Below are 22,559 nucleotides of genomic sequence, written 5' to 3'. Positions count from 1 at the left end.
TCCCTACCCGCCGCTCTTCCGATCGGGGCGCAGCCCCGAGAACCTCGACTGCGGGCGCGTCGTGGCCGATCGCGCAGTTCCCCGCGCCCCTTACGGGGCGCGGCCTCACGGGGCGCCCCCGTGCGAGGATCGGCGCCGTGAACAGCGCACACTCTCCCGGGGCTCCCGTCCGGGCCGGCATCCCCGAACACGGCCGGATCCCCAAGTACTACGCCGTCAAGACCCAAGTGGCCGCCCTGATCGACGAATTGGGCGAAGGCGGCCTGCTGCCCACCGAGCGCGAGCTCGCCGCCCGCTTCGAGGTGTCCCGCGAGACCCTGCGCCAGGCCCTGCGCGAGCTCCTGCTGGAGGGCCGCCTGCGCCGTGCCGGCCGCGGCACGGTGGTGGCGGGGCCCAAACTCGAACAGCCCCTCGCCCTCGCCAGCTACACCGAGGGCGTCCGCCGCCAGGGCCGCCGCCCGGGCCGCACCCTGGTGGGGCTGGAGCGCCTGCCGAGCCCGGCCGCCCTCGCCGCGGACCTCGGGGTGCAACAGGGCGATCCCGTCTGGCACATGGAGCGCGTCCTGCTCGCCGACGACGAGCGGGTGGGACTGGAGAGCACCTATATCGCGGTCGAGCGCGTGCCCCGGCTCGACACGGACTTCTCGCCCGACTCGTCCTTCTACGGCTACCTGCGCGAGCAGCTCGGCATCCGCTTCGGCGACGCGGACGAGAAGCTGGAGACCGTGCTGGCCACCCCACGCGAGGCCCTCCTCATCGGCACGCCGCCCGCGCTGCCCATGCTGCTGATCCACCGGCTGTCGCGGGACACGGAGAGACGCCCGATGGAGCGGGTGCGCTCGCTCTACCGGGGGGACAGGTTCTCGTTCACGACGCACCTGGGCGCCCCGTAGGGGCGCGGGGAACTGCGCGACCAGCCACAACGTACCTGTAGATAACGAAACGGCAACGGGTCTAGGCCAACTTTGACGCTCCGTTCACCCCCATGTTGCCGCCCGGATAGACCGGAGTCACCGACTCCGACGACCGTTCACGGCATGCGAGTCATAGTCGTCGGAGCCGGCGTGGTGGGAACCATGCACGCCTGGCATGCAGTGCAACGCGGCCACGAGGTCGTCCACTTGGAGCGCGAGGCCGAGGCCCGAGGGGCCTCCGTCCGCAACTTCGGTCTGGTCTGGGTCGGCGGCCGGGCCGCCGGCGCGGAGCTGGACACCGCCCTGCGCGCCCGGGAGCTGTGGGAGGAGATCGGGACCGCCGTCCCCGGCCTCGGCTTCCGGGGCAACGGTTCGCTGACCCTCGTCACCAACGAGGCCGAGCTGGCCGTCGCCCGGGCGGCCGCGGAGGGCCCCGAGGCGGACCGGCGCGGCTTCGAACTCCTCGGCCCCGCCGAGGTCCGCGCCCTCGAACCCGCCCTGCGCGGCGCGTTCCTCGGTGCCCTGCGGTGCGGCCGTGACGGCGCCGTCGAACCGCGCACCGCCCAGCGCGTCCTGAAGGCCGAACTGCTGAAGTCCGGCCGCTACACCTTCCTCGGCGGGCGCGAGGTCCGCGAGGTCGTCGGCGAGCGTGCCGTCCGCGACGACCGCGGCGACGTCCACCACGGCGACGCCGTGGTGCTGTGCACGGGCGCCTGGCTCGGCGGGCTCGTCAAGGAACTCGCCCCCGAACTCCCCGTCCGTCGCGTGCGGTTGCAGATGATGCAGACCGAGCCCCTCGGCGAGCGGCTCGCCTCCTCCGTCGCCGACGCCGACAGCTTCCGCTACTACCCGGCCTACGGCGGCGCCGCGCTCGACGCGATGGCCGCCGCGCAGGCCCAGCCGCCGGTGGCCGCAGAGCACAAGATGCAGCTGCTGATGGTCCAGCGCGCGGACGGCGGGCTGACCATCGGCGATACGCACGAGTACGAGACCCCGTTCGCCTTCGACGTCGACGAGGCGCCCTACCGGCACCTCACCGACGTCGCCGAGTCCCTCCTCGGCCGCCCGCTGCCGGCGATCCGGCGCCGCTGGGCCGGGGTGTACGCGCAATGCCTGGAGGCCGGGCGCGTCGTGCACCGCGAGCAGGTGCGCGAGGGCGTGTGGCTGGTGACCGGTCCCGGCGGGCGCGGCATGACCTGCTCCCCGGCGATCGCCGAGACGACCGCGAACGAACTGGGCTGGTGAGGGTGTTGACGAAGGTGTTGAAGCAGAACCGTATTTCCCTGGTCGTGCTCGACATGGCCGGCACGACCGTCGCCGACGACGGCCTCGTCGAGCAGGCCTTCGACGTCGCGGCCCGGCGGCTCGGCGTGGAGCCGGGCACCGCGGACCACGCGGAGAAACTGGCCTACGTCCGCGCCACGATGGGCGAATCCAAGATCTCCGTCTTCCGCCACCTCTTCGGCGAGGAAGCGAAGGCGCAGCAGGCCAACGCGGCCTTCGAGGAGGCCTACGGGCAGCTGGTCGGGGCCGGGCACTGCGCGCCGGTCCCGGGCGCCCGCGAGGCGATCGAGCGACTGCGCGCCGAGGGCCGCGGCGTCGTACTGACCACCGGCTTCGCCCGGGTCACCCAGGACGCGATCCTCGCCGCGCTCGGCTGGGGCGACGGTCTCGTCGACCTCACCCTCTGCCCGGGCGACGTGGGCGGCCGCGGCCGCCCGTACCCGGACATGGCGCTGGCCGCCCTGCTGCGCACGCAGGCCGCGGACGCGGTGGCGCAGATCGCGGTGGCGGGGGACACCTCGTACGACATGCTCACCGGGAGCCGGGCGGGCGCGGGCGTGGTCGCCGGCGTGCTGACCGGCGCCCACGAGGAGGGCGCCCTGCGGGCGGCCGGGGCCACGCACGTCCTGGGCTCGGTGGCCGAACTTCCGGACGCCATCGCGGAGTACGAGCTCCGTGCCACGGAGGCGGGGTCGTGATACGGGCGGACGGGCGGGCGCCGTCACCGGCGTCCGGCGACCTGAGCGCCGGTGCCGCGGCCGCCGGAAGCCCGCGCAGCGGCACCGGCATACGGTTCGAGGACGTCACCGTCGCCTACGGCGACAACACCGTCCTCGACTCCCTCTCCCTCACCGTCGAACCCGGCGAGGTCATGGCCCTGCTCGGGCCGTCCGGATCCGGCAAGACGACCGCACTGCGCTCCGTCGCCGGGTTCGTACGGCCCGCCGCCGGGCGGGTGTTCATCGGCGACCGGGACGTGACCGACCTCGCCCCGTACCGCCGCGGCGTCGGCATGGTCGTCCAGCAGTACGCGCTCTTCCCGCACATGCGGGTCGACGCCAACGTCGCCTTCGGGCTCCGGGCGCAGAAGGCGCCGCGCGACACGATCGCCGGACGGGTCGCGGAGGCGCTGGAGATGACGGGCATGGCCGCATACGCCAAGCGGTACCCGCGCGAGCTGTCCGGCGGGCAGCAGCAGCGCGTGGCCATCGCGCGGGCGCTGGCCATCCGGCCCGGGGTGCTGCTCCTGGACGAGCCGCTGTCCGCGCTGGACGCGCAGCTGCGCTCCGGCATGCTGGCGGAACTGGCCCGTCTGCACCGCGAGTTGCCGGACATCACGATGCTGTACGTCACCCACGACCAGGTCGAGGCGCTCACCCTCGCCGACCGGATCGCGGTCATGGACCGCGCCCGGCTGCGGGACTGCGGCACGCCGCAGGAGCTGTACCGGCGCCCGCGCACCGAGTTCACCGCGTCGTTCGTCGGCAACGCGAACCTGCTGCCGGTGACCGTCACCGGGGACGGCCGCGTCGGCCTCGCGGGGACGGACGTGTCCGTCCCGACGGACGGCGCGGCGCGCGGCGCGTCGGCCACGCTGTGCGTCCGCCCGCACCTGGTGGGCCTGGGCCCCGGCCCGAACGCCCTGCGTGGCCGGGTCGCGGAGGTCCAGTGGCGGGGTGCCACGCACCGCGTCGCTGTCGCGGTGGACGACCACCGGGTCGTCGCGGACGTCCGCGAACTCCGCGACACCCCGGCCCTGGGCGACGAGGTCACCGTCCACTTCGCGAGCGAGGACGCGGTGCTGCTGCCTTTGGGGGCCACCGATGGCTGAGCCCAACCGGCTGCGGGTGGAGGCCGGTTCGGCCCCGCCGGACTCCGCCTCGGGGCGACTCGCCGTTGCGGCGGAGGGCAGGGGCGGGCGCCCCTACGACCCTGCGCACCGCGACGGTGCGCACGCGCCGGGGCGTGGACCCGTACCGTCCTCCCGCCGCAACGGAAGGCCGCGAGCCCTGCCCGCATGGGCGCTCGCGCTCCCGCCCCTCGCCGTCCTCGGCCTCGTCTTCCTCTACCCCCTCGCCCTCGTCGCCTGGCAGTCCGTCTCGCCGGACGGCTCCGGCGGTCCCTCCCTCGCCGCGTACGGCGACGTCTTCGGGCAGGCGGCTTTCCGACAAGCCCTCGGCACCACGGTGCTGATCGCCGTCGGATCCACGGCCGGCGCCGTGATCCTCGGTTTCGCCCTGGCGATCGTGATCGCCTTCGTCCCCTTCCCCGGCGGCAAGGCCCTCAGCCGGTTCATCGACGTCTTCCTCTCCTTCCCCTCCTTCCTCATCACCCTCGCCCTCCTCTTCATCTACGGCACCGTCGGCATGGCCAACGGCCTCTGGGCCGACACCGTCGGCGGCACCGGGCCGTTCGACTTCCTGCACACCCCCTGGGGCGTGCTCCTCGCCGAGGTCACCTACTTCACCCCGTTCGTCATGCGCCCCCTCCTCGCCGCCTTCTCCCAGGTCGAGACGGCGCAGCTCGAAGCCGCCGCCTCCCTCGGCGCGAAGGCGCCGCGGATCGTGCGGCAGGTGATCCTCCCCGAGGCGCTGCCCTCGCTCGCCGCAGGCGGCTCGCTCGTGCTCGTGATGTGCCTGAACGAGTTCGGCATCGTCCTCTTCACCGGTGCCAAGGGCGTGACGACCCTGCCCACGCTCGTCTACAGCAAGGCCATCCTCGACGGCGACTACACCTCGGCCTGCGTGGTCGCGATCGTCAACATCGTGCTCTCCGTGGGCCTTTACGGCCTGTACCGGTTGCTGCTCTCCCGAACGCGCCCCGCTGGAGGTCCTCGTGCTCGTGCATAGCCGACGCGCCCGCCGGGCGATATGGGCCGCCTTCTTCGCCCTCTTCCTCCCCGTCTTCGCACTCCCCTTCCTGGTCATCGTCGCCGCCTCCTTCGCCACGAGCTGGAGCGGCGCGCTCCCCTCCGGCGCCACCACGGCGCACTACCGGGACCTCGTCCACGGCGACGCCACGGACGCCCTGGTCACCAGCCTGGTGACGGCCGTGTCCGCCAGTCTGCTCGCCCTCGCCCTCGGCACCTGGGCCGCCCTCGCGGCGCAGTCCCTGCGCGGCCGGCGCTCGCGCAAGGTGCTGGACGCGCTGTTCATGCTCCCGGTGGCGGTGCCCTCCGTCGTCGTCGGACTGTCGCTGCTCGTCGCCTTCTCCCGGCCTCCGCTGCTCCTCAACGGCACCCGCGAGATCGTGATCGTCGCGCACACCGTGCTCGTCACCGCCTTCGCCCACCAGTCGGTGACGGCCGCGCTCGCCCGCCTGGACCCGGCGTACGAGCAGAGTGCCGCGAGCCTCGGCGCGCGCCCCGCCTACGTGCTGTGGCGCGTGAAGCTCCCCCTCCTGCTGCCCTCCCTCACGGCCGCCGCCGGCCTCTGCCTCGCCCTGTCCATGGGCGAGTTGAGCGCCACGATGATGCTCTACCCGCCGGACTGGCTGCCCCTCCCCGTCAAGATCTTCGGCGCCACCGACCGTGGCGCGCTGTTCTCCGGAGCCGCGCTCGCCGTCGTGCTGATGGTCACCACCCTCCTCGCCTTGCTGGGCGTCTCCCGCATCCGCACCCGCGCCTCCTTCAGATAACCACCCACCACTGACAACGGAGTTCACCTCGCCATGCCCCGCTACTCCCGGCCGCTCACCGCCGCCCTCGGCGCCCTGGCCCTCGGCGCCTCCCTCACCGCCTGCGGCGGTTCCGCCGACGCCTCCGCCAAGGAGATCACCGTCTACAGCGCCGACGGCCTCAAGGCCGAGAACGGCACCGGCTTCTACGACAAGGTCTTCAAGGACTTCGAGGACAAGACCGGTATCAAGGTCAAGTACGTCGAGGGCGGCTCGGGCGAGATGGTCCAGCGCCTCAACCGCGAACGGGCCAACACCCAGGCCGACGTGGTCGTCACCCTCCCGCCGTTCATCCAGCAGGCGTCGGGCAAGGGCCTGTTGGAGGAGTACCGGCCTGCAGGGTCCGACCAGGTCGCCGACGCCGACAAGGACCCCTCCGGCAAGTGGACCTCGGTCGTCAACAACTACTTCTGCTTCATCTACAACTCCAAGGAGCTCAGCAGCCCGCCCAAGACCTGGAACGACCTCCTGGACCCCAAATTCAAGGGCAAGCTGCAGTACTCCACCCCCGGCGTCGCGGGCGACGGAACGGCCGTACTGATCAAGGCCATGCACGACTTCGGCGGCAAGGACGCGGCCATGGCCTACTTCAAGAAGCTCCAGGCCAACAACGTCGGCCCGTCCTCCTCGACCGGCCAGCTCGCCCCCAAGACCGCCAAGGGCGAACTCCTCGTCGCCAACGGCGATGTGCAGATGAACTACGCCAACACCAAGTTCATGGCGGACCAGGGCATCTTCTTCCCCGCCGGGGACAACGGGAAGCCCACCACCTTCGCCCTGCCCTACGCCGCCGGACTGGTCAAGAGCGCACCGCACACGGCCAACGCCAAGAGGTTCCTCGACTACCTGCTCTCCGACGAGGTCCAGGGCGAGGTGTCCTCGGTGGCCGGCGGCTTCGCGGCCCGCACGGACATCAAGGCGGCCGACCGCAACGCGATCGCTCTCGGCGAGATCATGAAGGGCGTGGACATCTTCCGCCCGGACTGGCAGGACATCAACGCCCACCTGTCGTCGTACGTGGAGGCGTGGAAGGCGGCGACAAGCGCCCCGTAAGGGGCGCGGGGAACTGCGCGACCAGCCACAACGGACCAGCAGCGGACGACATAGGGTGGAGGCACCGGGGCACCGCCCAAGCACCACGCCCCACGTACCCCAGCGGGAGCGACATGGCAGAGCGCAAGCCGATCGAGTCCTGGCTCACCGACATGGACGGTGTGCTGATGCACGAGGGCATTCCGGTCCCCGGGGCCGACGCCTTCATCAAGCGGCTCCGCGAGTCCGGCAGGCCCTTCCTCGTCCTGACCAACAACTCGATCTACACCCCGCGCGACCTGCACGCCCGGCTCGCCCGGATCGGGCTCGACGTGCCCGTGCCGAACATCTGGACGTCCGCCCTGGCCACGGCCCAGTTCCTGGACGACCAGCGGCCCGGCGGCACGGCCTACGTCATCGGCGAGGCCGGTCTGACCACGGCCCTGCACGACATCGGCTACGTGCTCACCGACGTCGAGCCCGACTACGTCGTCCTCGGCGAGACCCGCACCTACAGCTTCGAGGCGCTCACCAAGGCGATCCGGCTGATCAACGCGGGCGCCCGGTTCATCGCCACCAACCCCGACGAGACCGGGCCCTCCGCCGAGGGCGCCCTGCCCGCGACCGGCTCGGTGGCCGCCCTGATCACCAAGGCGACCGGCCGCGAGCCCTACTTCGTCGGCAAGCCCAACCCGCTGATGATGCGGGCCGGGCTCAACGCCATCGGGGCCCACTCGGAGTCCAGCGCCATGATCGGCGACCGGATGGACACCGACGTGCTGGCCGGACTGGAAGCGGGCATGGAGACCTTCCTCGTCCTGACCGGACTGACCCGGCCCGAGGAGGTCGAGCACCACCCCTTCCGCCCGTCCCGCGTGGTCGACTCGATCGCCGATCTCGTCGATCTGATCTGAGCGACAACGGGCGGAACAGGGCCCGTTCCGGTCGGGATTCTGAGCCGATCGGGCCCGATGATCGCCAAATGGAGCAATACGTCTACGGAGCGGATGCGCCGCGCTCGCCCGCCGGGTGAACCTCTGGAGCAGGAGGTTCATCATGGACTCATTCCGCATCGCCCTGTGCGGCGCCGTCACCGCTGCGGTGGCCGTCTGCACCGGATCCCTCTCCGCCGGATCGGCCCGCGCCGGCGACGGTCCGGCGACGATGTCGGGAACGATAGAGCTCACCCCCGTCTCCGCCCGCCCCGGCTCCGAGGTGCAGCTGCGCATCTCCGGCTGCCGCAGCGAGCGGGCCACGGCCACCTCCGAGGCCTTCGTCTCCGACGCCCGGCTGGCCAAGGACTCCGCCGGGCTGTTCGCCGAGGCGACCGTCCGGCAGACCGCCCGCGCCGGCACCTACCCGGTGAAGGTGATGTGCGATGGCTACAACTCGACCGCCCAGGGCCGGCTGACCGTCGTCCCCTACGGCCGTGACCTGCCCGAACCCCAGGCCGCCCCACAGCCCCCCGAGCAGCGCACCGCCCCCGTCGTGCACGACGGGCTCGGCCCGCACGAGGCCCACACCCTGCCCGGCGGGCACTTCGCCTCGCCCGTCGCACCCGTCCCGGCAGGGGGCGGCGGCACGGCACGCGTGGCCGTCCCGCAGCCGCCCGACACCCCCGGGCTGGTCCTCGCCGGCACCACGGCCGCCATCGCGGGCGGCCTGATCTGGTACCGCCGGCGCACCGACGGCCGACAGCAGCGGTGAGAGAGGCGACCCGGGTGCCATGGAAGAACTGCGTACCGGGGGCGAACCGCAGACGACCGGCCGCGGGCGGCTGCTGACCGGCATGGCCTGGGCGGCCCTGCTGGTGGCCCTGTGGCTGTGGGGCCGCGAGGCCACCGAGGTGCCGGCGTCGGTCACCCCCACCACGGGCGATGCCGCGGCCGCCGGCCGCCCGCCCGCACACCCCCTGCCCCCGGCCCGGGACCCCCTGCCCAGGGCGCGCCCGCGGGTCCTCGCCATCAGGGCCATGGGCGTCCGCGCACCGGTGGAGGAACGCGGGCTCACCCCGCAGGGCGCGGTCGAACCGCCGCCGTACAACCGGCCCAACAGCGTTGCCTGGTACCGGGGCGGACCCCAGCCCGGCACCCTCGGCGCGGCCGTCCTCGTCGGGCACGTCGACACCGCGCACGGCCGCGCGGTCTTCGCGGGGCTCGGCGGCATCCCGCGCGGCGAGACGATCACGGTCGAGCGCGCGGACGGCAGCACCGCCGAGTTCACGGTCGAGGACGTGGCGGTCTACACCAAGGACCGCTTCGACGCCGCCAGGGTCTACGGCCCGCACGAAAAGGGCCGCGCCGAACTGCACTTGATCACCTGCGGCGGCACCTTCGACCGGGTGCGGCAGACGTACAGCGCCAACGTCGTGGTGTCGGCGTACCTGACCGGCGGCGGCGCGCGACCGTAGCCCCGCAGCCTGCAACGAGCGGAGAGATCCCAGTGGAACCACCGGCGAACACTCGCCCAACAGAGCGACTCCGCACCGTGTCCCTGCGGGAGCGCCCCCGGTCGCGGGCCGGACTGTGCGACCATGGACGAGGCACCTCCATCGGCTCCGGCGGTACACCCAAGGGGGAGTGGATGTACGGCGGCAACACCGGCCCACGGAGGGCCCTCGCGCTGACCGGCGCGGCAGTCGCGGTGCTGCTTCTGACGACAGGCTGTTCCTCCGAGGACAAGACGCCGGCCGCGCAGAACGCCTCGGCGGCCATCCAGCCGCCCTCCCAACTCCCCAAGTCCCGCTCGCCGTTCTGGGTCAACCCGGACGCCACCGCGGCCAAGCAGATGAGCCGGCTGCAGCAGTCCGGCAAGACGCAGGACGCCAAGCTGATCGCCAGGATCGCCGCGCAGCCGGAGGCCGAGTGGATCGGTGTGGACGATCCGGAGGGCCAGACCCGCGGCTTCACCGAGGCCGCCGCCAAGGCCGACCGCGACGCCCTGCTCGTGCTCTACAACATCCCGCACCGCGACTGCGGCCAGTACTCCCAGGGCGGCGCCTCCGACGGCGACTCCTACCGGGCCTGGCTGGACAAGGCCGTTGCCGGCATCGGGGACCGCCGGGCCACCGTCGTCCTCGAGCCCGACGCCCTGCCGCACATGGAGGACGGCTGTACTCCGCAGCAGTTCCACGAGGAGCGGTACGCGCTGCTCAAGGAGGCCGTCGGCAGGCTCAAGCGGCTGCCCGGGACCAAGGTCTACCTGGACGCGGGCAACCCCAGCTGGGTCACCCCCGCGGACCGGATGGCCGAGCCGCTCAAGCGGGCCGGCATCGACCAGGCCGACGGCTTCGCGCTCAACGTCTCCAACTTCCAGACCACGCAGGACAGCAAGGAGTACGGACGGCAGCTCTCCGCACTCGTCGGCGGCAAGCACTTCGTCATCGACACCAGCCGCAACGGCAACGGCCCGCTGTCCGGCGCCGATCACGAAAAGGCCTGGTGCAACCCGGAGGGCCGCGCCCTCGGCGAGCCCCCGACGACGAAGACCGGTGACGCGCTGGTGGACGCCTACCTGTGGGTCAAGCGGCCGGGAGAGTCGGACGGTTCGTGCAAGGGAGGTCCGGGAGCGGGCCAGTGGTGGGAGGCGTACGCCCTCGAACTGGCCCGCAACGCGAAGTAGTTCTACTGGGTAGTTCTACTGGCCCTCGTCCTTGACGGGGACCTTCAGCCACACCGCCTCGGACGGCGTCCCCTGGCCGTCGACCGCCTCCAGCATGTACCAGCCGGGCGGCACCAGGGACGGGTCCTTGGGCAGGGTGACCTTCACGCCGTCCTTGGTCTTCGTGAAGTCCAGGGCGATCGACCGCTGTTCCACGTTGGTGACGTGGGTGAACGACCCCGGCCGGATCAGCCGTACCTTGCTCACCTCGCCGGAGGTCCGGTAGCTCGTGCCCTCGCCGAGTCCTACCGTCCGCGTGTCCCTGTCCTTGATCTCGGGGCGCACGTTGCGGAACAGGTACGGCGGGGTGTAGAGGTCGATCTCCTGCTGGAAGGTGCCGGGCCGGGTGTTGTCCGCGTCGCCGAAGAGCGAGTCCGACCCGAAGGTCATCACCCGGCCGTCGGGCAGCAGCAGGGCGCCCGAGTGGTAGTTGCGCCCCACGAGCGGATCGGCCACCGGGCGGGTGGAGTTGCTCTTCGGGTCGTAGATCTCGGCCATGAGGACGTTGGAGTCGCTGCGGCCCCGGTAGCCGCCGGAGCCGTTCGTGGTCAGCACGGTGTCGTCGGGCAGGATGACGCTGCTGGGGTAGCGCACCTTGGCGTAGAGGTCGGGGCCGTCGTGGAAGCGCGGTGTGGTGTCGTGCAGGTCCACGATCCGGGTCCTGGCCGTGGACTTGCGGTCCTCGCCGACGCCTCCGCCGCCCAGCACCATGTAGCGCTGGTCCTGCGCGGGCGGCAGCAGCACCGACATGGAGGTCTCCAGGACGTCGGGGTCGCCGATGCCGGGCACCTCGGTGAACTGGTTGGTCTGCACGTCCCAGAGGCCGGGCGTGCGGCCCTCGTTGGCCGGGCCGTACCCGGCGTTGGAACCGGTGTAGAAGATCCGGCCCTTGTCGGTGAGGAACAGGGCGGGATAGGTGGGGAAGAACCGCTGCGTGGGCAGATAGCTCCACTTCTTGGATTTCGGGTCGTAGATCTCGTTCTTCCCGGGGACGACCTGGCCGATCTCGTCCAGACCGGAGACGGAGAGGACCTTGCCGTCCTGGAGCGTGGTGAGCGTGGGATACCAGCGGGCCTCTTCCATCGGGTCGACCGTGATGTAGCGCTCGGCCACCGGGTCGAACTCGTAGGCGTCCTTGATGCCCTGGAAATCCTTCTTGTCGAAGGACAGCTTGTTGGCGATCCCGTAGAAGTTCTGCGCGTCGGTGCCGGAGAGGCCCTCGATACGGTAGTTGTCCGTCGTCCCCGTCTCGTATTCCTGGCCCTTCTCCAAGGCCTCCACATAGACGCGCGCGGTGCTGCCGGTGACGGTCACCTTGCCGTCCTTGTCCTGGTCCTTCTTGGCGCGCGGGACGAGAATGGCGTCCTTCGACTCGAAGGTCTTGCGGCTCGCCTTGCCGGTGAAGCGCGTCCCGGCGGGGAACGTCATCGGCTTGTCGGGGTTCTCGTTGTGAATGATCATCAGGCCGCCGGCCTTGGTGACGTCGCCCTCCAGCTTCTCGTAGCGCTGGGTGCCGCCCGCCACCAGGAGGTTCCCGTCGGGCAGTTGGGTGTGCCCGGCGCAGAAGAGGTCCTTCGGGGTGGGGATGTTCTGATACGTGTTCTCCTTCGGGTCCCACAGGACCGAGCGGAACGACTTCGCCTTGAAATTGGCGGCGTTGTTGCCGGAGCCGGCGACCAGCAGCACCTTGCCGGTGTGCAGCAGGGCGGCGTGGATCGTGTTGATCCGGTACTCCTTGGGGACGTCCACCTCGTCCCAGTGGCCGTTCTTCGCCTTGTACTCGGGCTTGTTGATTTTGTAGGCGTAGTACTGGTCGGAGGCGTACCCCCAGATCGCCGGGCCGTTCATGCCCGCCAGGGCGCACACGACCACCGCGCCGATCGCCGTGCGGCGGGTGCGGCGGCTGAACCGGTATCTCATGACTGCTGCGCCCCCTCGGGGTGCTCGGGCGTGCGGCGCAGGGTCCATGCCCAGGCGGCGATGGGCGCCACGGTGATCAGCACGGCGAGGGCGGCCCAGGTGCGCATGGCCACATGGGTGTGGCCGAGGAAGAAGGAGGCCGCCAGCGAACCGCCGAAGACCGCCAGGAAGAACAGATGGATGCGGAACGTGCCGAAGAGGGTGTCGGGGCTGGCGGAATCGCCTTTCGGGGTGACCACGAACCGGCTCTTGCGGCGCAGTACCGCATCCGTCAGCGAGCGTGCGTAGATCGGGGCGGAGAGCGCGGACATCGCCATGCCGGCCAGCCCGCCGGAGCCCTCGGGCTCGTGCGGGGAGACGTTGTGCCGGCGGTTCCAGATGTAGAGCCCGATCTGCAGGGCGGCCGCATCGCTGTAGAGCATCATCCAGACCTCGGAATTGATCTGGATGCCGGAGGCGCCGAGTCCGAGGAAGAGGGCGCAACTCAGGGCGCCGAGCATCCAGTTGATCGCGGTCATCGGATAGTAGATAACCATCAGCGTGTAGTTCAGGAACGCGCCCGGGGGCAGGGTGAAGGGCCCCTTCCAGTACTGCTTGAGGATGGTCTCGTAGGTGCCCCGGGACCAGCGCAGCTGCTGGGTGAAGAAATCCGTCCAGGCGTTCGGCCCTTCTCCCACGGCGAGGACGTCGGGGGTGTAGACCGAGCGCCACTTTCTGCCCGTCGCGGGATTGCGGTGCCGGTGCAGCTCGAAGCCCGTCGCCATGTCCTCGGTGATCGAGTCGTAGAGCCCGCCGATTCCCTTGAGCGCGCTGATGCGCACGGCGTTGTTGGTGCCGACGAACATGGGGGTGCCGTAGCGGTTGCCCGCGCGCTGGATGAGGGCGTGGAAGAGGAACTGCTGGCTTTCCGCGGCCTTGGTGACGGCCGCGTCGTAGTTCCCGTACACCTGCGGTCCAACGACAAAGGCGACATCCGGGTCACGGAAATAACCGAGCATGCGCTCCAGGAAGTTGGGCAGCGGCACGTGGTCGGTGTCCACGGAGGCGAAGAAGTCGTAATGCTCTCCGTGGGCGTCCAGCCAGGCGTTGTAGTTCCCGTGTTTGGTTCTTGCCCGGTGCGGGCCTTTGGGCCTGTTCCACTTCTCCACGCCCTTGCGCGTGAAGTGGTGCACCCCGAGGCGCTTGCAGACGTCCTTCACCTCGGGGTCGTCGCCCTCGTCCAGCAGCCAGACGTCGAGCGGGCCGCGGTGGCGCACCCGGACCGCGGCCTCCAGGGTGCGCGTCACCATCGCGATCGGCTCCTTGCCGGGCACGAAGGAGGTGAGGAAGGCGACCTTGGTGCCGGTCTGCGGCACTACGGGTATCGGGTCGCGGGCCACCAGGGTGGCGTGGGCGTTGGACGTGACGTTCAGGGTGCGGAACAGCTCGATCAGGCCGATCGACACCAGCATCACCGTGTCCAGCACGCGCATGAGCGCGGTGGCGTTGTCCCGGTGGGTCCAGTGCGCGGGCTGCATCAGCCACATCAGCAGGGCCAGCGAGACGACCGGGGCGGCGCCCAGCAGCAGCGCCGCCTTGATCCGGTGCGGCTCGTCGGCCAGCAGGCTGCGGTAGCGGACCCGGTACGGGACGCCCTCGGGGGGCTGGGTCAGCGGGCCGGCGAGGCGGCTGTAGTGCTCGTAGTCGTAGCGCGGGCGCGTCCGCCCCGGGTGGCGGCGGGCCGGTGCCGGGACGACCGCTCCGGCGGTGGGCCGCCGGGTGTCGGGCGCGGTGGCCCGGGTGGTCGGAACGGGGACCCGCACGCGCGGAATCGCTTTCGGCGGCGTCTCCTGATGCCTGGAGTCGGCAGGCGTAGATGTCATGAATCGTCCCCCCGCACGCATGCTGACTGCGTGTGCGCTGCAGTTCATGGGCCCGGCCGGCCCCCCTTGACCGAGCGCGGGCGTGCGTCGGTGCCGGCTCCCTCCGGCACCACCCAACTCACTGGTCAGACAGTGATATTGGGGGTGTTGCTGTTCAGGTCAGGATCTCGGACCGTCAGTCATGATCGCAAGGGTGAAACAAGGTGGTTACCGGGCAAAGCGGTACGGTCGAACAGAGAAACGCACGAACATGCAGAAGTATCGCGCGCACACCTGGACGGAAACGACTCAGGGCTCCTCACCGATGGTGAGGAGCCCTGAGTCTCGCGTGCGCCGCCAGGGACTCGAACCCCGGACCCGCTGATTAAGAGTCAGCTGCTCTAACCAACTGAGCTAGCGGCGCCTGCTGACAGAGAAGACTTTACAGGACTCCGGAGGGTGCTCCCGACCACCCCGGCAGGCCGTATGCCGGTATTTGTGTCGTAATGGCTATTGATCTGCGGTTTGTCGCAGGAAAGGCAGCGAGGAGATGCCCGACCGGATATCCGACGACGATCACCCCTCCCACCAGGGACGATCCACCCTGCGGGGAGCTCTGGTGGCGGTTGTCGGGGCCGCGGTGATCGTCGGTACGGCCGCTGCGGTCCCGGGCGCCCTGGCGGATCCCCCCGACCCCGCGGCGAACGAGGACGCCCCGGCGGAGACGGTCGCGGACGAGGGCGCAGGGGCGCAGGGGCTGGAGCCCGCGGTGGCCTTCGCGATGGGCCATGTGGGCGATGCGTACGCCCTGGGGGGCGACGGCCCGCACCGCTGGGACTGCTCGGGGCTGGTCCAGCAGGCCTACCGCCGGGCGGGCGTCCGGCTGCCGCGGATCGCGGCCGACCAGTACCGGGCGACGTCCCGGATCTCGCGCAAGGCGCTGCGCCGCGGTGACCTGGTCTTCTGGTCCTCCGACGGCCGGGCGTCCGGCATTCACCACGTCGGGGTCTATCTGGGCGGGGGCCGCTACATCGAGGCGGCCCGGCCGGGGACGAAGGTACGGATCTCGGCCTTCTCCCGCTACAGCCCGAACCTCTACGGCCGGCCGGTGGCCGGGTGAGCGTGCGGATGGGCACGTGGTGGGGCATGCAGTCGGGCTTGCGATTGGCCTGGACATGACTATTGGCCGGTACTAGCCTCCGTATTGGTCTGGACCGCTCATCCCACACGACCCACGAACCCCCCACGTTCGAGGAGTGCTCAGCATGCGCAAAAAGATCAGTGCGGTGGTCATCGGCTTAGGCATCGCCTGCGTCTCCGCCCTCTCCACCGGCAGCGCCGTCGGCCACGGCTACACCGACGCGCCCACCAGCCGCCAGGCGTTCTGCGCCAACGGCACCGTCCAGAACTGCGGCGCGATCCAGTGGGAGCCGCAGAGCGTCGAGGGCCCCAAGGGCTTCCCGGACTCCGGACCCTCCGACGGCACCCTCTGTGCCGGCGGCAACAGCCGCTTCGCCGAGCTCGACGACCCGCGCAGCGGAAGCTGGCCGGCCACTCCGGTCACCGCGGGCCAGAGCTTCACCTTCCGGTGGCGGCTCACCGCCCGCCACGCCACCACCGACTTCCGCTACTACCTCACCAACAGCACCTACGACCCCACCAAACCGCTCACCCGGGACGAGCTCGACCCCGAGCCCTTCCTCACGGTGCCCTACGACGGCCGCATACCGGACGCCACCGTCACCCACGACGGCGTCGTCCCCGCAGGGAGAACCGGCAAGCAGCTGATCCTCGCCGTCTGGACGATCGCGGACACCGGCAACGCGTTCTACGCCTGTTCGGACGTCCAGTTCTGAACCGGTACCGGGGGCGGGCGGAACGGCCCCCGCCCCCGGCACCTCACTCGTCCGGGTCGCGCTTCAGCGCGATCCGCGCCAGGATGCCCGCGACCACCAGCGCGACCACCGCCAGCAGGACGTAGTCGGGCACGGCGTTGCCCGCCTTCGAGGCGAACTCCTCCAGCCTGAACTCCTGATCGGCGTTCAGAATGCCGGGCAGCCCGGTCGTCCCGTCGTATACGAGGAACAGGACGCCGATGCCGATGAAGAACAGCCCCGACACCAGCGACGTCGTGTGCAGCCGCAGCCGTCCCACCCGGAACTCCCGCCCGCGCAGCCACCGTCGGCCGCCGAGCTGGAACCGGTCCCAGAAGAGGGCGAGGACGAACAGCGGCAGCGCCATGCCCAGCGCGTAGACGGCGAGCATCGACGCCCCGTACACCGGGTTGCCGTGCACGGCCGTCACGGTCAGCACCGCGCCCAGGATCGGCCCGGCGCAGAAGCCGGCCAGCCCGTACACGCAGCCCAGCAGGAACGTCGACGCCGCCGACCGCGGGGTGATCCGCCCGGCCGCCTCCTGGGCCTTCTTCGAGGCGAAGCCCAGGCCCAGGATCTGGGCGAGGCCCAGGGCGACGACGATCCAGCCGCCGGCGGTGACCAGCACGTCGCGGTGCCCGTTGAAGAGCCGGCTCGCGGCGGTGGAGGCCGCGCCGAGCGGCACGAGCGTGGTGGCCAGCCCCAGGTAGAAGACGCCGGTACGGGCCAGCAGCCGGCCGGGGGTGGCGAGCGAGTAGGCGAAGAACGCGGGCAGCAGCAGGGCGCTGCACGGGCTCAGCAGGGCGAGGGCGCCGCCGAGGAACGCGGCGAGGTAGCCGATGTCGCTCACTTGCCCGGCTTCCCGTCGCCGGCCTGCGCCTCCTTGGCCGCCTTGGCCTGCGCGATGACGTCCTCGAAGGCCGACATCGGCTGCGCGCCCGCGAGGGGACGGCCGTTGACGAGGAAGGACGGGGTGCTCTGCACGCCGATGGCGTAGCCCTGCTCCTGGTCCTTCTTGACCGCGGCCTCGGCGGCGGAGCCGTTCATGTCCGTGCGGAACCTGTCGAGGTCGGCGACGCCGGCCGTGCGGGCCATGTCGACGAGCTTGTCCTCGGCGAGCGCATCGCCCTTGCGGAGCTTGGCGAAGAGCTCGTCGTGGAAGGCGTGGAACTTCCCCTGCTGCCCGGCGGCCCAGGAGGCGCGGGCGGCGCGCACGGAGGGGTCGCCGAAGATCGGGAAGTTGCGGAACTCGATGCGCAGGACGCCGGTGTCCACATACTTCTTGATCAGCTCGGGCTGGGTCTCCCGGGTGAAGCGGCCGCAGAAGGAGCACTGGTAGTCGGCGTACTCGACGAGCACGACCGGGGCGTCCGCCTTGCCGAGCGCGAGCGGGTCGCCGTCCTGGCGGCGGGCGCTGGCCTTGTCGTACTGGTCGTAGGCCTTCTGCTGCGGATCGTTCGCCGCACCGGAGGCGGCGGAGGGCTCGCGCTTGCCGGAGCCGCCCGTGCTCTTGCCGATCGCGATGCCGGCGGCGGCGACCGCGACGACCAGGGCGACGATCGCGCCGATGGCGGCGATGCGACGGGAGGGCTTGGCGGGCTTGCCGGGCCTGGCGTTCTTGGTGTTCTTGGTGTTCTTGGCGGGTTTGGTGTTCTTGGGCGGGCGTGCGGACATGAGCGGGGAACTCCCTGGGACGTACGGAATCTGGGCATGCCGGGGCACGGCCGGGCGCTCGCGCGGGGGAGCGGGCCGTGGCGGGGCGGGTCTAGATCCGTAGGACGGGGAGCAGCTCGGAGCAGCCTGCGACCGGCGCGGGCGGGGCGCGGGGCGCGGTGGCCTTGGGCGCAGGCGCCTGGGGGAGGGGCGTGCGCGCGGTGCCGGGGGCGGTGAGCGGGTCGGCCGAGCCGTGGGCGACGGCGACCTCGGCGCCCTTGATCGGCACGTCCTGCTGACGGCAGTTGTTGTGGGAACCGGCCTGCGCGGCGGACGCCACCTGCGCGCCGGTCTGCGTCTGTGCGGGCGGGACGGGCGCGCCCGTCGCCCCGCCTCCGCAGAGAGCCGGGCCGAAGACGACGGCGAGGAGGAGGACGAGCACGGAGACCGCCGACGTGCGGTACCGCTGCGGCATCTGCCTCCTCCTCCCGTCCCGTTCCCGGCCGAACGAAGAAGGCCCCTCGCCGGAACGAGGGGCCTTCTTCAGTCTGTGCGCCGCCAGGGACTCGAACCCCGGACCCGCTGATTAAGAGTCAGCTGCTCTAACCAACTGAGCTAGCGGCGCTTGCTGACGAGGTAAATACTACCCGGTCCGAACGGGTGCTCTGAACCACCCGTTCCACGGCCCCTCCGGACCCCGCTCAGAGGGCCATCGACAGCAGCATCGGCGCCGCGTGCCGGTTGAGCGCCTCGGCCGCCTGGCGCAGCCGGTGCGCATGCTCCAGCGGGAGCGAGAGCGCCAGGGATCCCACCGCGCGCCCGGCCGTTATCGGGACGGCGGCGCAGACGGTGCCGAGCGCGTACTCCTGGAGGTCGAGCACCGGGACGGTGGCGGGCTGGGCGTCGAGCCTGCGGAAGAGCAGCTTCTCGCTGGTGATCGTCCGGGAGGTGAGCCGGGCGGTGCGGTGCCGCGCGAGGTGGTCGCGCCGGTCGTCGTGGTCGAGCTGGGTGAGCAGGCACTTTCCGGCCGCCATGGCGTGGGCGGCGGAGCGGAAGTCGACCCACTCGTTGACCTTGGGGGTGCGCGGGCCGTCCGCGTACTGGGTGATCTTGATTTCTCCGTCGACGTAGCTGCTCAGGTAGACGGCGGCGCCGAGGGTGTCGCGCAGCACGGACAGCGACCGCTGGAGTCTGCCCTCCAGGGCCTTCGTGCGGTCGCGGCCCGCGGTGAGCAGGGGCACCGCATCGCCCGTGACATAGCCGCCGTCGGCGGTGCGCTCCACGTACTCCTCGTGCCGCAGCATCTGCAGGAGGTGGGCGAGGTGACCGCGGGGCAGCCCGGTCTCGCGTGCGAGCTGTGCCTCGCTGACGCCTCCGGTGTATTTGGCGACGGTCTCCAGCACGCGCAGCGCGTACTGCACCGAGTGGAACGGTGCGGTCGGGTCGGGCCTGAGCGCCACGGTCTCCCCCTTGCGGTTTTTCCTGTGGGTGTCCCCGGTTGTCGCCCTCCCCACGATAAGGGCGAAAGGGCCTGCGCGGAGAGGGGGTTGAGCAGAATCCCGGCTTGGTCCGTACCCCTGTCCTGGGCCGTCGGACCTTGGCATATGCCGTAGTCGTAGGCGGCCGCGCGGGAATAACCGGAGATTGGCTCCGGTTGGTTGCGGCGACGGCGCACACGCGCGCGGAGACGACCGCAGGGAGGCGGGCCACCGTGGCCGACGCACAGGAGAACGTTCAGGACGTTCGCGATGTTCAGGATGTTCAGGACGAGACCGTCCGGGCGAGGCCTCGCGGCAGCGCTCCCGTCCCCCTGTCCGTACTGGACCTGGCGGCCGTCGGCAGCGGCCGCACCGCCCGGCAGGCACTCGGCACCACGGTCGAACTGGCCCGCCTCGCCGAGCGCCGCGGCTACCACCGCTTCTGGGTCGCCGAGCACCACTCCATGCCGGGGGTGGCCAGCTCCTCGCCGGCCGTCATCCTCGCCCACCTCGCCGCCCGCACCGACCGCATCCGCCTCGGCTCCGGCGGGGTGATGCTGCCCAACCACGCACCCCTGGTGATCGCCGAACAGTTCGGCACCCTTGAGGCCCTCGCCCCCGGCCGCATCGACCTCGGCCTCGGCCGCGCCCCCGGCACGGACGGCGCGACCGCGGCCGCCTTGCGCCGCACCGACTCGCTGCACGAGGGCGCGGACGACTTCCCCCAACAGCTCTCCGAACTCACCCGCTTCCTGGACGACGACTTCCCCGACGGCCACCGCTTCGCCCGCATCCACGCCGTGCCGGGCCCCGTCCAGGGCCGGGTGCCCGGCGGGGTGCAGCGCGCCGACCGCCCGTCGGTCTGGCTGCTCGGCTCCTCGGGCTTCAGCGCCCGCCTGGCCGGCCTGCTCGGCCTGCCGTTCTCCTTCGCACACCACTTCTCGGCCGCGAACACGGTTCCGGCGCTGGAGCTCTACCGCGAGTCGTTCCGCCCGTCCGAGGTCCTGGACCGCCCCTACGCCAAGATCGGCGTCCAGGCCTTCGCCGCGGACGACGCCCGCGAGGCGCACCGCCAGGTCATGACGGGCGCACTGGCGATGCTCCGCCTGCGCAGGGGCCGCCCCGGCCTGGTCCCCACACCGGAGGAGGCGGAGACGTACGCCTTCACCCCGGCGGAGAAGGAGTTCGTGGCGGACTGGCTGCGCAATGTGGTGTACGGGACACCCGACGAGGTACGGGAGGGGCTGAACGCGCTGGTGCGCCGGACGGGCGTGGACGAGCTGATGCTCACCTCGAACGTGCATGGGGCGGAGGCGCGGGTGCGGAGCCTTGAGCTGATCGCGAATATGTACGAAATGTAGAGTTTCCGCGCCCCGTAAGGGGCGCGGGGAACTGCGCGAGCAACCAAGGACGACCCGCAGCCGAGTACCGACCGCTCAGGCCCCGAGCAACTCCGAGATCCGCTCGGCCGGCACCGGCCGCGAGTAGAACCACCCTTGCCCGGTATCGCACCCCATCCGCCCCAGCCGCTCCGCCTGCTCCGCACTCTCCACGCACTCCGCCGTCACCGTCAGCCCCAACCGGTGCGCCAGTTGCACCAACGCCTCCACGATCGCCTCGTCCGCGGGATTGCGGCCGTGCACGAACGTGCCGTCCAGCTTGAGCGCGGACACCGGCAGCCGGCTGAGGTAGGCGAGGTTGGAGTACCCCGTCCCGAAGTCGTCGATGGCGATGGCGACGCCCATGTCGCTCAGCTCCCGCAGCTGCTGCAGCGGTCGCCCGGCCGTGCCCATCACGGCCGACTCGGTGAGTTCCAGCTGCAGCAGGTGCGGCGGCAGCCCGGTCTCGGCGAGGGCCGCGGCCACGTCCGCGACCAGGTCGGAGTCCCACACCTGACGCACCGCCACGTTGACGCTGACGACCAGCGGCGGCCCGTCCGGCCGTTCGAGCTGCCAGCGCCGGGCCTGCCGGCACGCGGTCGCCAGCACCCAGCGGCCCAGCGGGACGATGGCGCCGGTCTCCTCCGCGAGCGTGATGAACCGGTTCGGTCCGAGCGTGCCGAACTGCGGGTGGCACCAGCGCACCAGGGCCTCCACCCCTCGTACGACGCCGTCGGCCAGCCCCACCAGCGGCTGGTACTGCAGCGCGAACTCGCCTCGCTCGACGGCGGGGCGCAGCGTCCGGGAGAGCGCCTGCCGGTTCATCCGGTGGGCGTTGCGCTCGGGGTCGAAGAGGGTCCAGCGGGCCTTGCCGTCCGCCTTGGCCCAGTACAGCGTGGTGTCCGCGGCCTGCATCAGCTCGGTGGCGTGCGTCCCGGCGGCCGGGCGCTCGACCACGCCGATGCTCGCCGACACCGACAGCTGCTGTCCGGCCACCTCGAACGGCCGCTGCAGGGCGGTCTGTACGGCCACGGCGAGGTCGATCAGCTGCTGGGTACCCGCGGACTCCTCGACCAGGACGGCGAATTCGTCGCCGCCGAGCCGGGCCACGAGGTGCCCGCCCGGTGCCGCGCAGGCCGTGAGCCGGTCGGCCACGGCGATCAGCAGCCGGTCGCCGGCGCCGTGGCCGAGGGTGTCGTTGACGGCCTTGAAGCCGTCCAGGTCGAGGTAGCACAGGCCGATCCGGCCCGTTCCGCCCGGTAGCGCGGGCAGGGCCGAGGCGGCGGCCAGCGCTCCGGCCAGCCGCTCGAAGAACAGGCTCCGGTTGGGCAGCCGGGTCACCGGGTCGTGCATCCGGACGTGCCGCAGCCGGGCCCGCAGGTCGCGCCGGTCGCTCACGTCCGCGACCGACAGCAGCGCGTCGTGGCTCTCGGGCAGCGGAGTGACGGTCACCTCGGCCCACAGCCCCCGTCCGCCGGACTGTCTCAACCGCCGGGTGCAGTGCAGGCGGTCGCGGCGGCCCAGCAGCACCTCGCGGTACTTCAGCCAGGTCCGGGTGTCGTCGCGCAGTCCGGTGAACTCGGCGGCGGGGGAGTCCTGGAGCCGGGCGGGGTCGGTGCCCAGCAGGACGCCGAGGGCGTCGTTGGCGGTGCGTACGAGGCCGTCGCGGCCGACGACGGCCATGCCGAGGTGCGCGGCTCGGAAGGCAGCCCGGAATTCCTGGGGGGTCAGATTACGTTGCGTGACGACTGGCGGCATGGTGCCGGGGGTACCGCCCTGGCCGTCGAGGGGTCCGCTCACCGCTCGCTCCCGCGTGGCATCGGGGTCCGCACTGCTGGAGTGCAGGGGT

General features: G+C 71.5%; 21 protein-coding genes and 2 tRNA genes. 14 read left to right on the top strand and 9 right to left on the bottom strand.

Features of this window, described 5'->3' with window-relative positions:
- Nucleotides 1–137 precede the first annotated feature (137 nt).
- From ACWD4B_RS00785 to ACWD4B_RS00735, 11 genes are all read left to right on the top strand, one after another.
- Nucleotides 138–893: a GntR family transcriptional regulator gene (locus ACWD4B_RS00785; RefSeq protein ID WP_451418688.1), complete on the top strand. Its 756-nt coding sequence runs from the start codon at nucleotides 138–140 to the stop codon at nucleotides 891–893.
- A gap of 144 nt (nucleotides 894–1,037) precedes the next feature.
- Nucleotides 1,038–2,159: a TIGR03364 family FAD-dependent oxidoreductase gene (locus ACWD4B_RS00780; protein ID WP_451418687.1), complete on the top strand. Its 1,122-nt coding sequence runs from the start codon at nucleotides 1,038–1,040 to the stop codon at nucleotides 2,157–2,159.
- A gap of 14 nt (nucleotides 2,160–2,173) precedes the next feature.
- The gene (locus tag ACWD4B_RS00775) at nucleotides 2,174–2,896 is read left to right on the top strand and encodes a phosphonatase-like hydrolase (protein WP_451418686.1); all 723 of its coding nucleotides are present in this window, start codon (nucleotides 2,174–2,176) and stop codon (nucleotides 2,894–2,896) included.
- Nucleotides 2,897–2,937: 41 nt separating this feature from the next.
- A complete protein-coding gene (locus ACWD4B_RS00770) occupies nucleotides 2,938–4,029 on the top strand; it encodes an ABC transporter ATP-binding protein (protein WP_451418697.1) in 1,092 nt (363 codons plus the stop codon).
- Nucleotides 4,022–5,047 carry a 2-aminoethylphosphonate ABC transporter permease subunit gene (locus ACWD4B_RS00765; protein ID WP_451418685.1) on the top strand — a complete coding sequence of 342 codons (1,026 nt, stop codon included), beginning with the start codon at nucleotides 4,022–4,024 and terminating at the stop codon, nucleotides 5,045–5,047. The genes ACWD4B_RS00770 and ACWD4B_RS00765 overlap by 8 nt, the downstream gene beginning before the upstream one ends.
- Nucleotides 5,034–5,834, top strand: a complete 801-nt coding sequence (locus ACWD4B_RS00760; protein WP_451418684.1) for an ABC transporter permease — start codon at nucleotides 5,034–5,036, stop codon at nucleotides 5,832–5,834. Before ACWD4B_RS00765 ends, ACWD4B_RS00760 begins: the two co-directional genes overlap by 14 nt.
- Nucleotides 5,835–5,867: 33 nt before the next feature.
- Nucleotides 5,868–6,926, top strand: coding sequence for a 2-aminoethylphosphonate ABC transporter substrate-binding protein (locus ACWD4B_RS00755; RefSeq protein ID WP_451418683.1), 1,059 nt, complete (start codon nucleotides 5,868–5,870; stop codon nucleotides 6,924–6,926).
- Between the two features lie 113 nt (nucleotides 6,927–7,039).
- Nucleotides 7,040–7,819 carry an HAD-IIA family hydrolase gene (locus ACWD4B_RS00750; protein ID WP_390781020.1) on the top strand — a complete coding sequence of 260 codons (780 nt, stop codon included), beginning with the start codon at nucleotides 7,040–7,042 and terminating at the stop codon, nucleotides 7,817–7,819.
- 142 nt (nucleotides 7,820–7,961) lie between these two features.
- Nucleotides 7,962–8,612: a hypothetical protein gene (locus ACWD4B_RS00745; protein WP_451418682.1), complete on the top strand. Its 651-nt coding sequence runs from the start codon at nucleotides 7,962–7,964 to the stop codon at nucleotides 8,610–8,612.
- Between the two features lie 19 nt (nucleotides 8,613–8,631).
- A complete protein-coding gene (locus ACWD4B_RS00740) occupies nucleotides 8,632–9,315 on the top strand; it encodes a class F sortase (protein ID WP_451418681.1) in 684 nt (227 codons plus the stop codon).
- A gap of 173 nt (nucleotides 9,316–9,488) precedes the next feature.
- Complete coding sequence (locus ACWD4B_RS00735) at nucleotides 9,489–10,526, top strand: glycoside hydrolase family 6 protein (protein WP_451418680.1); 1,038 nt, start codon at nucleotides 9,489–9,491, stop codon at nucleotides 10,524–10,526.
- A 15-nt stretch (nucleotides 10,527–10,541) separates the two neighbouring features.
- Here the strand turns inward: ACWD4B_RS00735 and ACWD4B_RS00730 are convergent, their stop codons facing one another.
- From ACWD4B_RS00730 to ACWD4B_RS00720, 3 genes are all read right to left on the bottom strand, one after another.
- The gene (locus tag ACWD4B_RS00730; RefSeq protein WP_451418679.1) at nucleotides 10,542–12,485 is read right to left on the bottom strand and encodes a galactose oxidase-like domain-containing protein; all 1,944 of its coding nucleotides are present in this window, start codon (nucleotides 12,483–12,485) and stop codon (nucleotides 10,542–10,544) included.
- Entirely contained in the window at nucleotides 12,482–14,347 is a 1,866-nt protein-coding gene (locus ACWD4B_RS00725; protein WP_451418678.1) for a glycosyltransferase family 2 protein, read from the bottom strand. Before ACWD4B_RS00725 ends, ACWD4B_RS00730 begins: the two co-directional genes overlap by 4 nt.
- Nucleotides 14,348–14,676: 329 nt before the next feature.
- Nucleotides 14,677–14,750: transfer RNA gene (locus ACWD4B_RS00720), tRNA-Lys, on the bottom strand.
- A gap of 195 nt (nucleotides 14,751–14,945) precedes the next feature.
- On the opposite strand from ACWD4B_RS00720, the gene ACWD4B_RS00715 reads away from it, so the two are divergent.
- Together ACWD4B_RS00715 and ACWD4B_RS00710 are read left to right on the top strand one after the other, a co-directional pair.
- Nucleotides 14,946–15,446: a C40 family peptidase gene (locus tag ACWD4B_RS00715; RefSeq protein ID WP_451418677.1), complete on the top strand. Its 501-nt coding sequence runs from the start codon at nucleotides 14,946–14,948 to the stop codon at nucleotides 15,444–15,446.
- A 145-nt stretch (nucleotides 15,447–15,591) separates the two neighbouring features.
- Nucleotides 15,592–16,182, top strand: coding sequence for a lytic polysaccharide monooxygenase auxiliary activity family 9 protein (locus ACWD4B_RS00710; RefSeq protein ID WP_451418676.1), 591 nt, complete (start codon nucleotides 15,592–15,594; stop codon nucleotides 16,180–16,182).
- Between the two features lie 43 nt (nucleotides 16,183–16,225).
- On the opposite strand, the gene ACWD4B_RS00705 is transcribed toward ACWD4B_RS00710, so the two are convergent.
- The 5 genes from ACWD4B_RS00705 to ACWD4B_RS00685 all read right to left on the bottom strand — a co-directional run bounded on the left by ACWD4B_RS00705 (nucleotide 16,226) and on the right by ACWD4B_RS00685 (nucleotide 19,313).
- Nucleotides 16,226–17,050 carry a cytochrome c biogenesis CcdA family protein gene (locus ACWD4B_RS00705; protein WP_451418675.1) on the bottom strand — a complete coding sequence of 275 codons (825 nt, stop codon included), beginning with the start codon at nucleotides 17,048–17,050 and terminating at the stop codon, nucleotides 16,226–16,228.
- Nucleotides 17,047–17,874 (bottom strand): DsbA family protein, encoded by an 828-nt coding sequence (locus tag ACWD4B_RS00700; RefSeq protein ID WP_451418674.1) that lies wholly within the window; start codon nucleotides 17,872–17,874, stop codon nucleotides 17,047–17,049. Before ACWD4B_RS00700 ends, ACWD4B_RS00705 begins: the two co-directional genes overlap by 4 nt.
- Before the next feature lie 91 nt (nucleotides 17,875–17,965).
- On the bottom strand, nucleotides 17,966–18,328 hold the full coding sequence (locus ACWD4B_RS00695) for a hypothetical protein (protein WP_451418673.1): 363 nt from the start codon (nucleotides 18,326–18,328) through the stop codon (nucleotides 17,966–17,968).
- A 76-nt stretch (nucleotides 18,329–18,404) separates the two neighbouring features.
- Nucleotides 18,405–18,478 (bottom strand) — tRNA-Lys (locus ACWD4B_RS00690).
- A 76-nt stretch (nucleotides 18,479–18,554) separates the two neighbouring features.
- The gene (locus ACWD4B_RS00685; protein ID WP_451418672.1) at nucleotides 18,555–19,313 is read right to left on the bottom strand and encodes an IclR family transcriptional regulator; all 759 of its coding nucleotides are present in this window, start codon (nucleotides 19,311–19,313) and stop codon (nucleotides 18,555–18,557) included.
- A gap of 350 nt (nucleotides 19,314–19,663) precedes the next feature.
- Between ACWD4B_RS00685 and ACWD4B_RS00680 the strand changes: the two genes are divergently transcribed.
- Nucleotides 19,664–20,692, top strand: coding sequence for an LLM class flavin-dependent oxidoreductase (locus ACWD4B_RS00680; protein WP_451418696.1), 1,029 nt, complete (start codon nucleotides 19,664–19,666; stop codon nucleotides 20,690–20,692).
- Nucleotides 20,693–20,767: 75 nt separating this feature from the next.
- Here the strand turns inward: ACWD4B_RS00680 and ACWD4B_RS00675 are convergent, their stop codons facing one another.
- Nucleotides 20,768–22,510, bottom strand: coding sequence for a putative bifunctional diguanylate cyclase/phosphodiesterase (locus ACWD4B_RS00675; protein WP_451418671.1), 1,743 nt, complete (start codon nucleotides 22,508–22,510; stop codon nucleotides 20,768–20,770).
- Between the last annotated feature and the right edge of the window lie 49 nt (nucleotides 22,511–22,559).

Source organism: Streptomyces sp. NPDC002536 (genome assembly GCF_053594995.1).
Note: the sequence above shows the minus strand (reverse complement) of the source record. Positions and strands in the feature narration are given on the sequence as shown.

Excerpts from the sequence above, each read along its gene's own strand:
- ACWD4B_RS00710 (WP_451418676.1), top strand. The coding sequence starts at position 15,592 with ATGCGCAAAAAGATCAGTGCGGTGGTCATCGGCTTAGGCATCGCCTGC.
- ACWD4B_RS00750 (WP_390781020.1), top strand. The coding sequence starts at position 7,040 with ATGGCAGAGCGCAAGCCGATCGAGTCCTGGCTCACCGACATGGACGGT.
- ACWD4B_RS00745 (WP_451418682.1), top strand. The coding sequence starts at position 7,962 with ATGGACTCATTCCGCATCGCCCTGTGCGGCGCCGTCACCGCTGCGGTG.
- ACWD4B_RS00740 (WP_451418681.1), top strand. The coding sequence starts at position 8,632 with ATGGAAGAACTGCGTACCGGGGGCGAACCGCAGACGACCGGCCGCGGG.
- ACWD4B_RS00765 (WP_451418685.1), top strand. The coding sequence starts at position 4,022 with ATGGCTGAGCCCAACCGGCTGCGGGTGGAGGCCGGTTCGGCCCCGCCG.
- ACWD4B_RS00755 (WP_451418683.1), top strand. The coding sequence starts at position 5,868 with ATGCCCCGCTACTCCCGGCCGCTCACCGCCGCCCTCGGCGCCCTGGCC.
- ACWD4B_RS00725 (WP_451418678.1), bottom strand. The coding sequence starts at position 14,347 with ATGACATCTACGCCTGCCGACTCCAGGCATCAGGAGACGCCGCCGAAA.
- ACWD4B_RS00700 (WP_451418674.1), bottom strand. The coding sequence starts at position 17,874 with ATGTCCGCACGCCCGCCCAAGAACACCAAACCCGCCAAGAACACCAAG.
- ACWD4B_RS00735 (WP_451418680.1), top strand. The coding sequence starts at position 9,489 with ATGTACGGCGGCAACACCGGCCCACGGAGGGCCCTCGCGCTGACCGGC.
- ACWD4B_RS00780 (WP_451418687.1), top strand. The coding sequence starts at position 1,038 with ATGCGAGTCATAGTCGTCGGAGCCGGCGTGGTGGGAACCATGCACGCC.
- ACWD4B_RS00730 (WP_451418679.1), bottom strand. The coding sequence starts at position 12,485 with ATGAGATACCGGTTCAGCCGCCGCACCCGCCGCACGGCGATCGGCGCG.
- ACWD4B_RS00695 (WP_451418673.1), bottom strand. The coding sequence starts at position 18,328 with ATGCCGCAGCGGTACCGCACGTCGGCGGTCTCCGTGCTCGTCCTCCTC.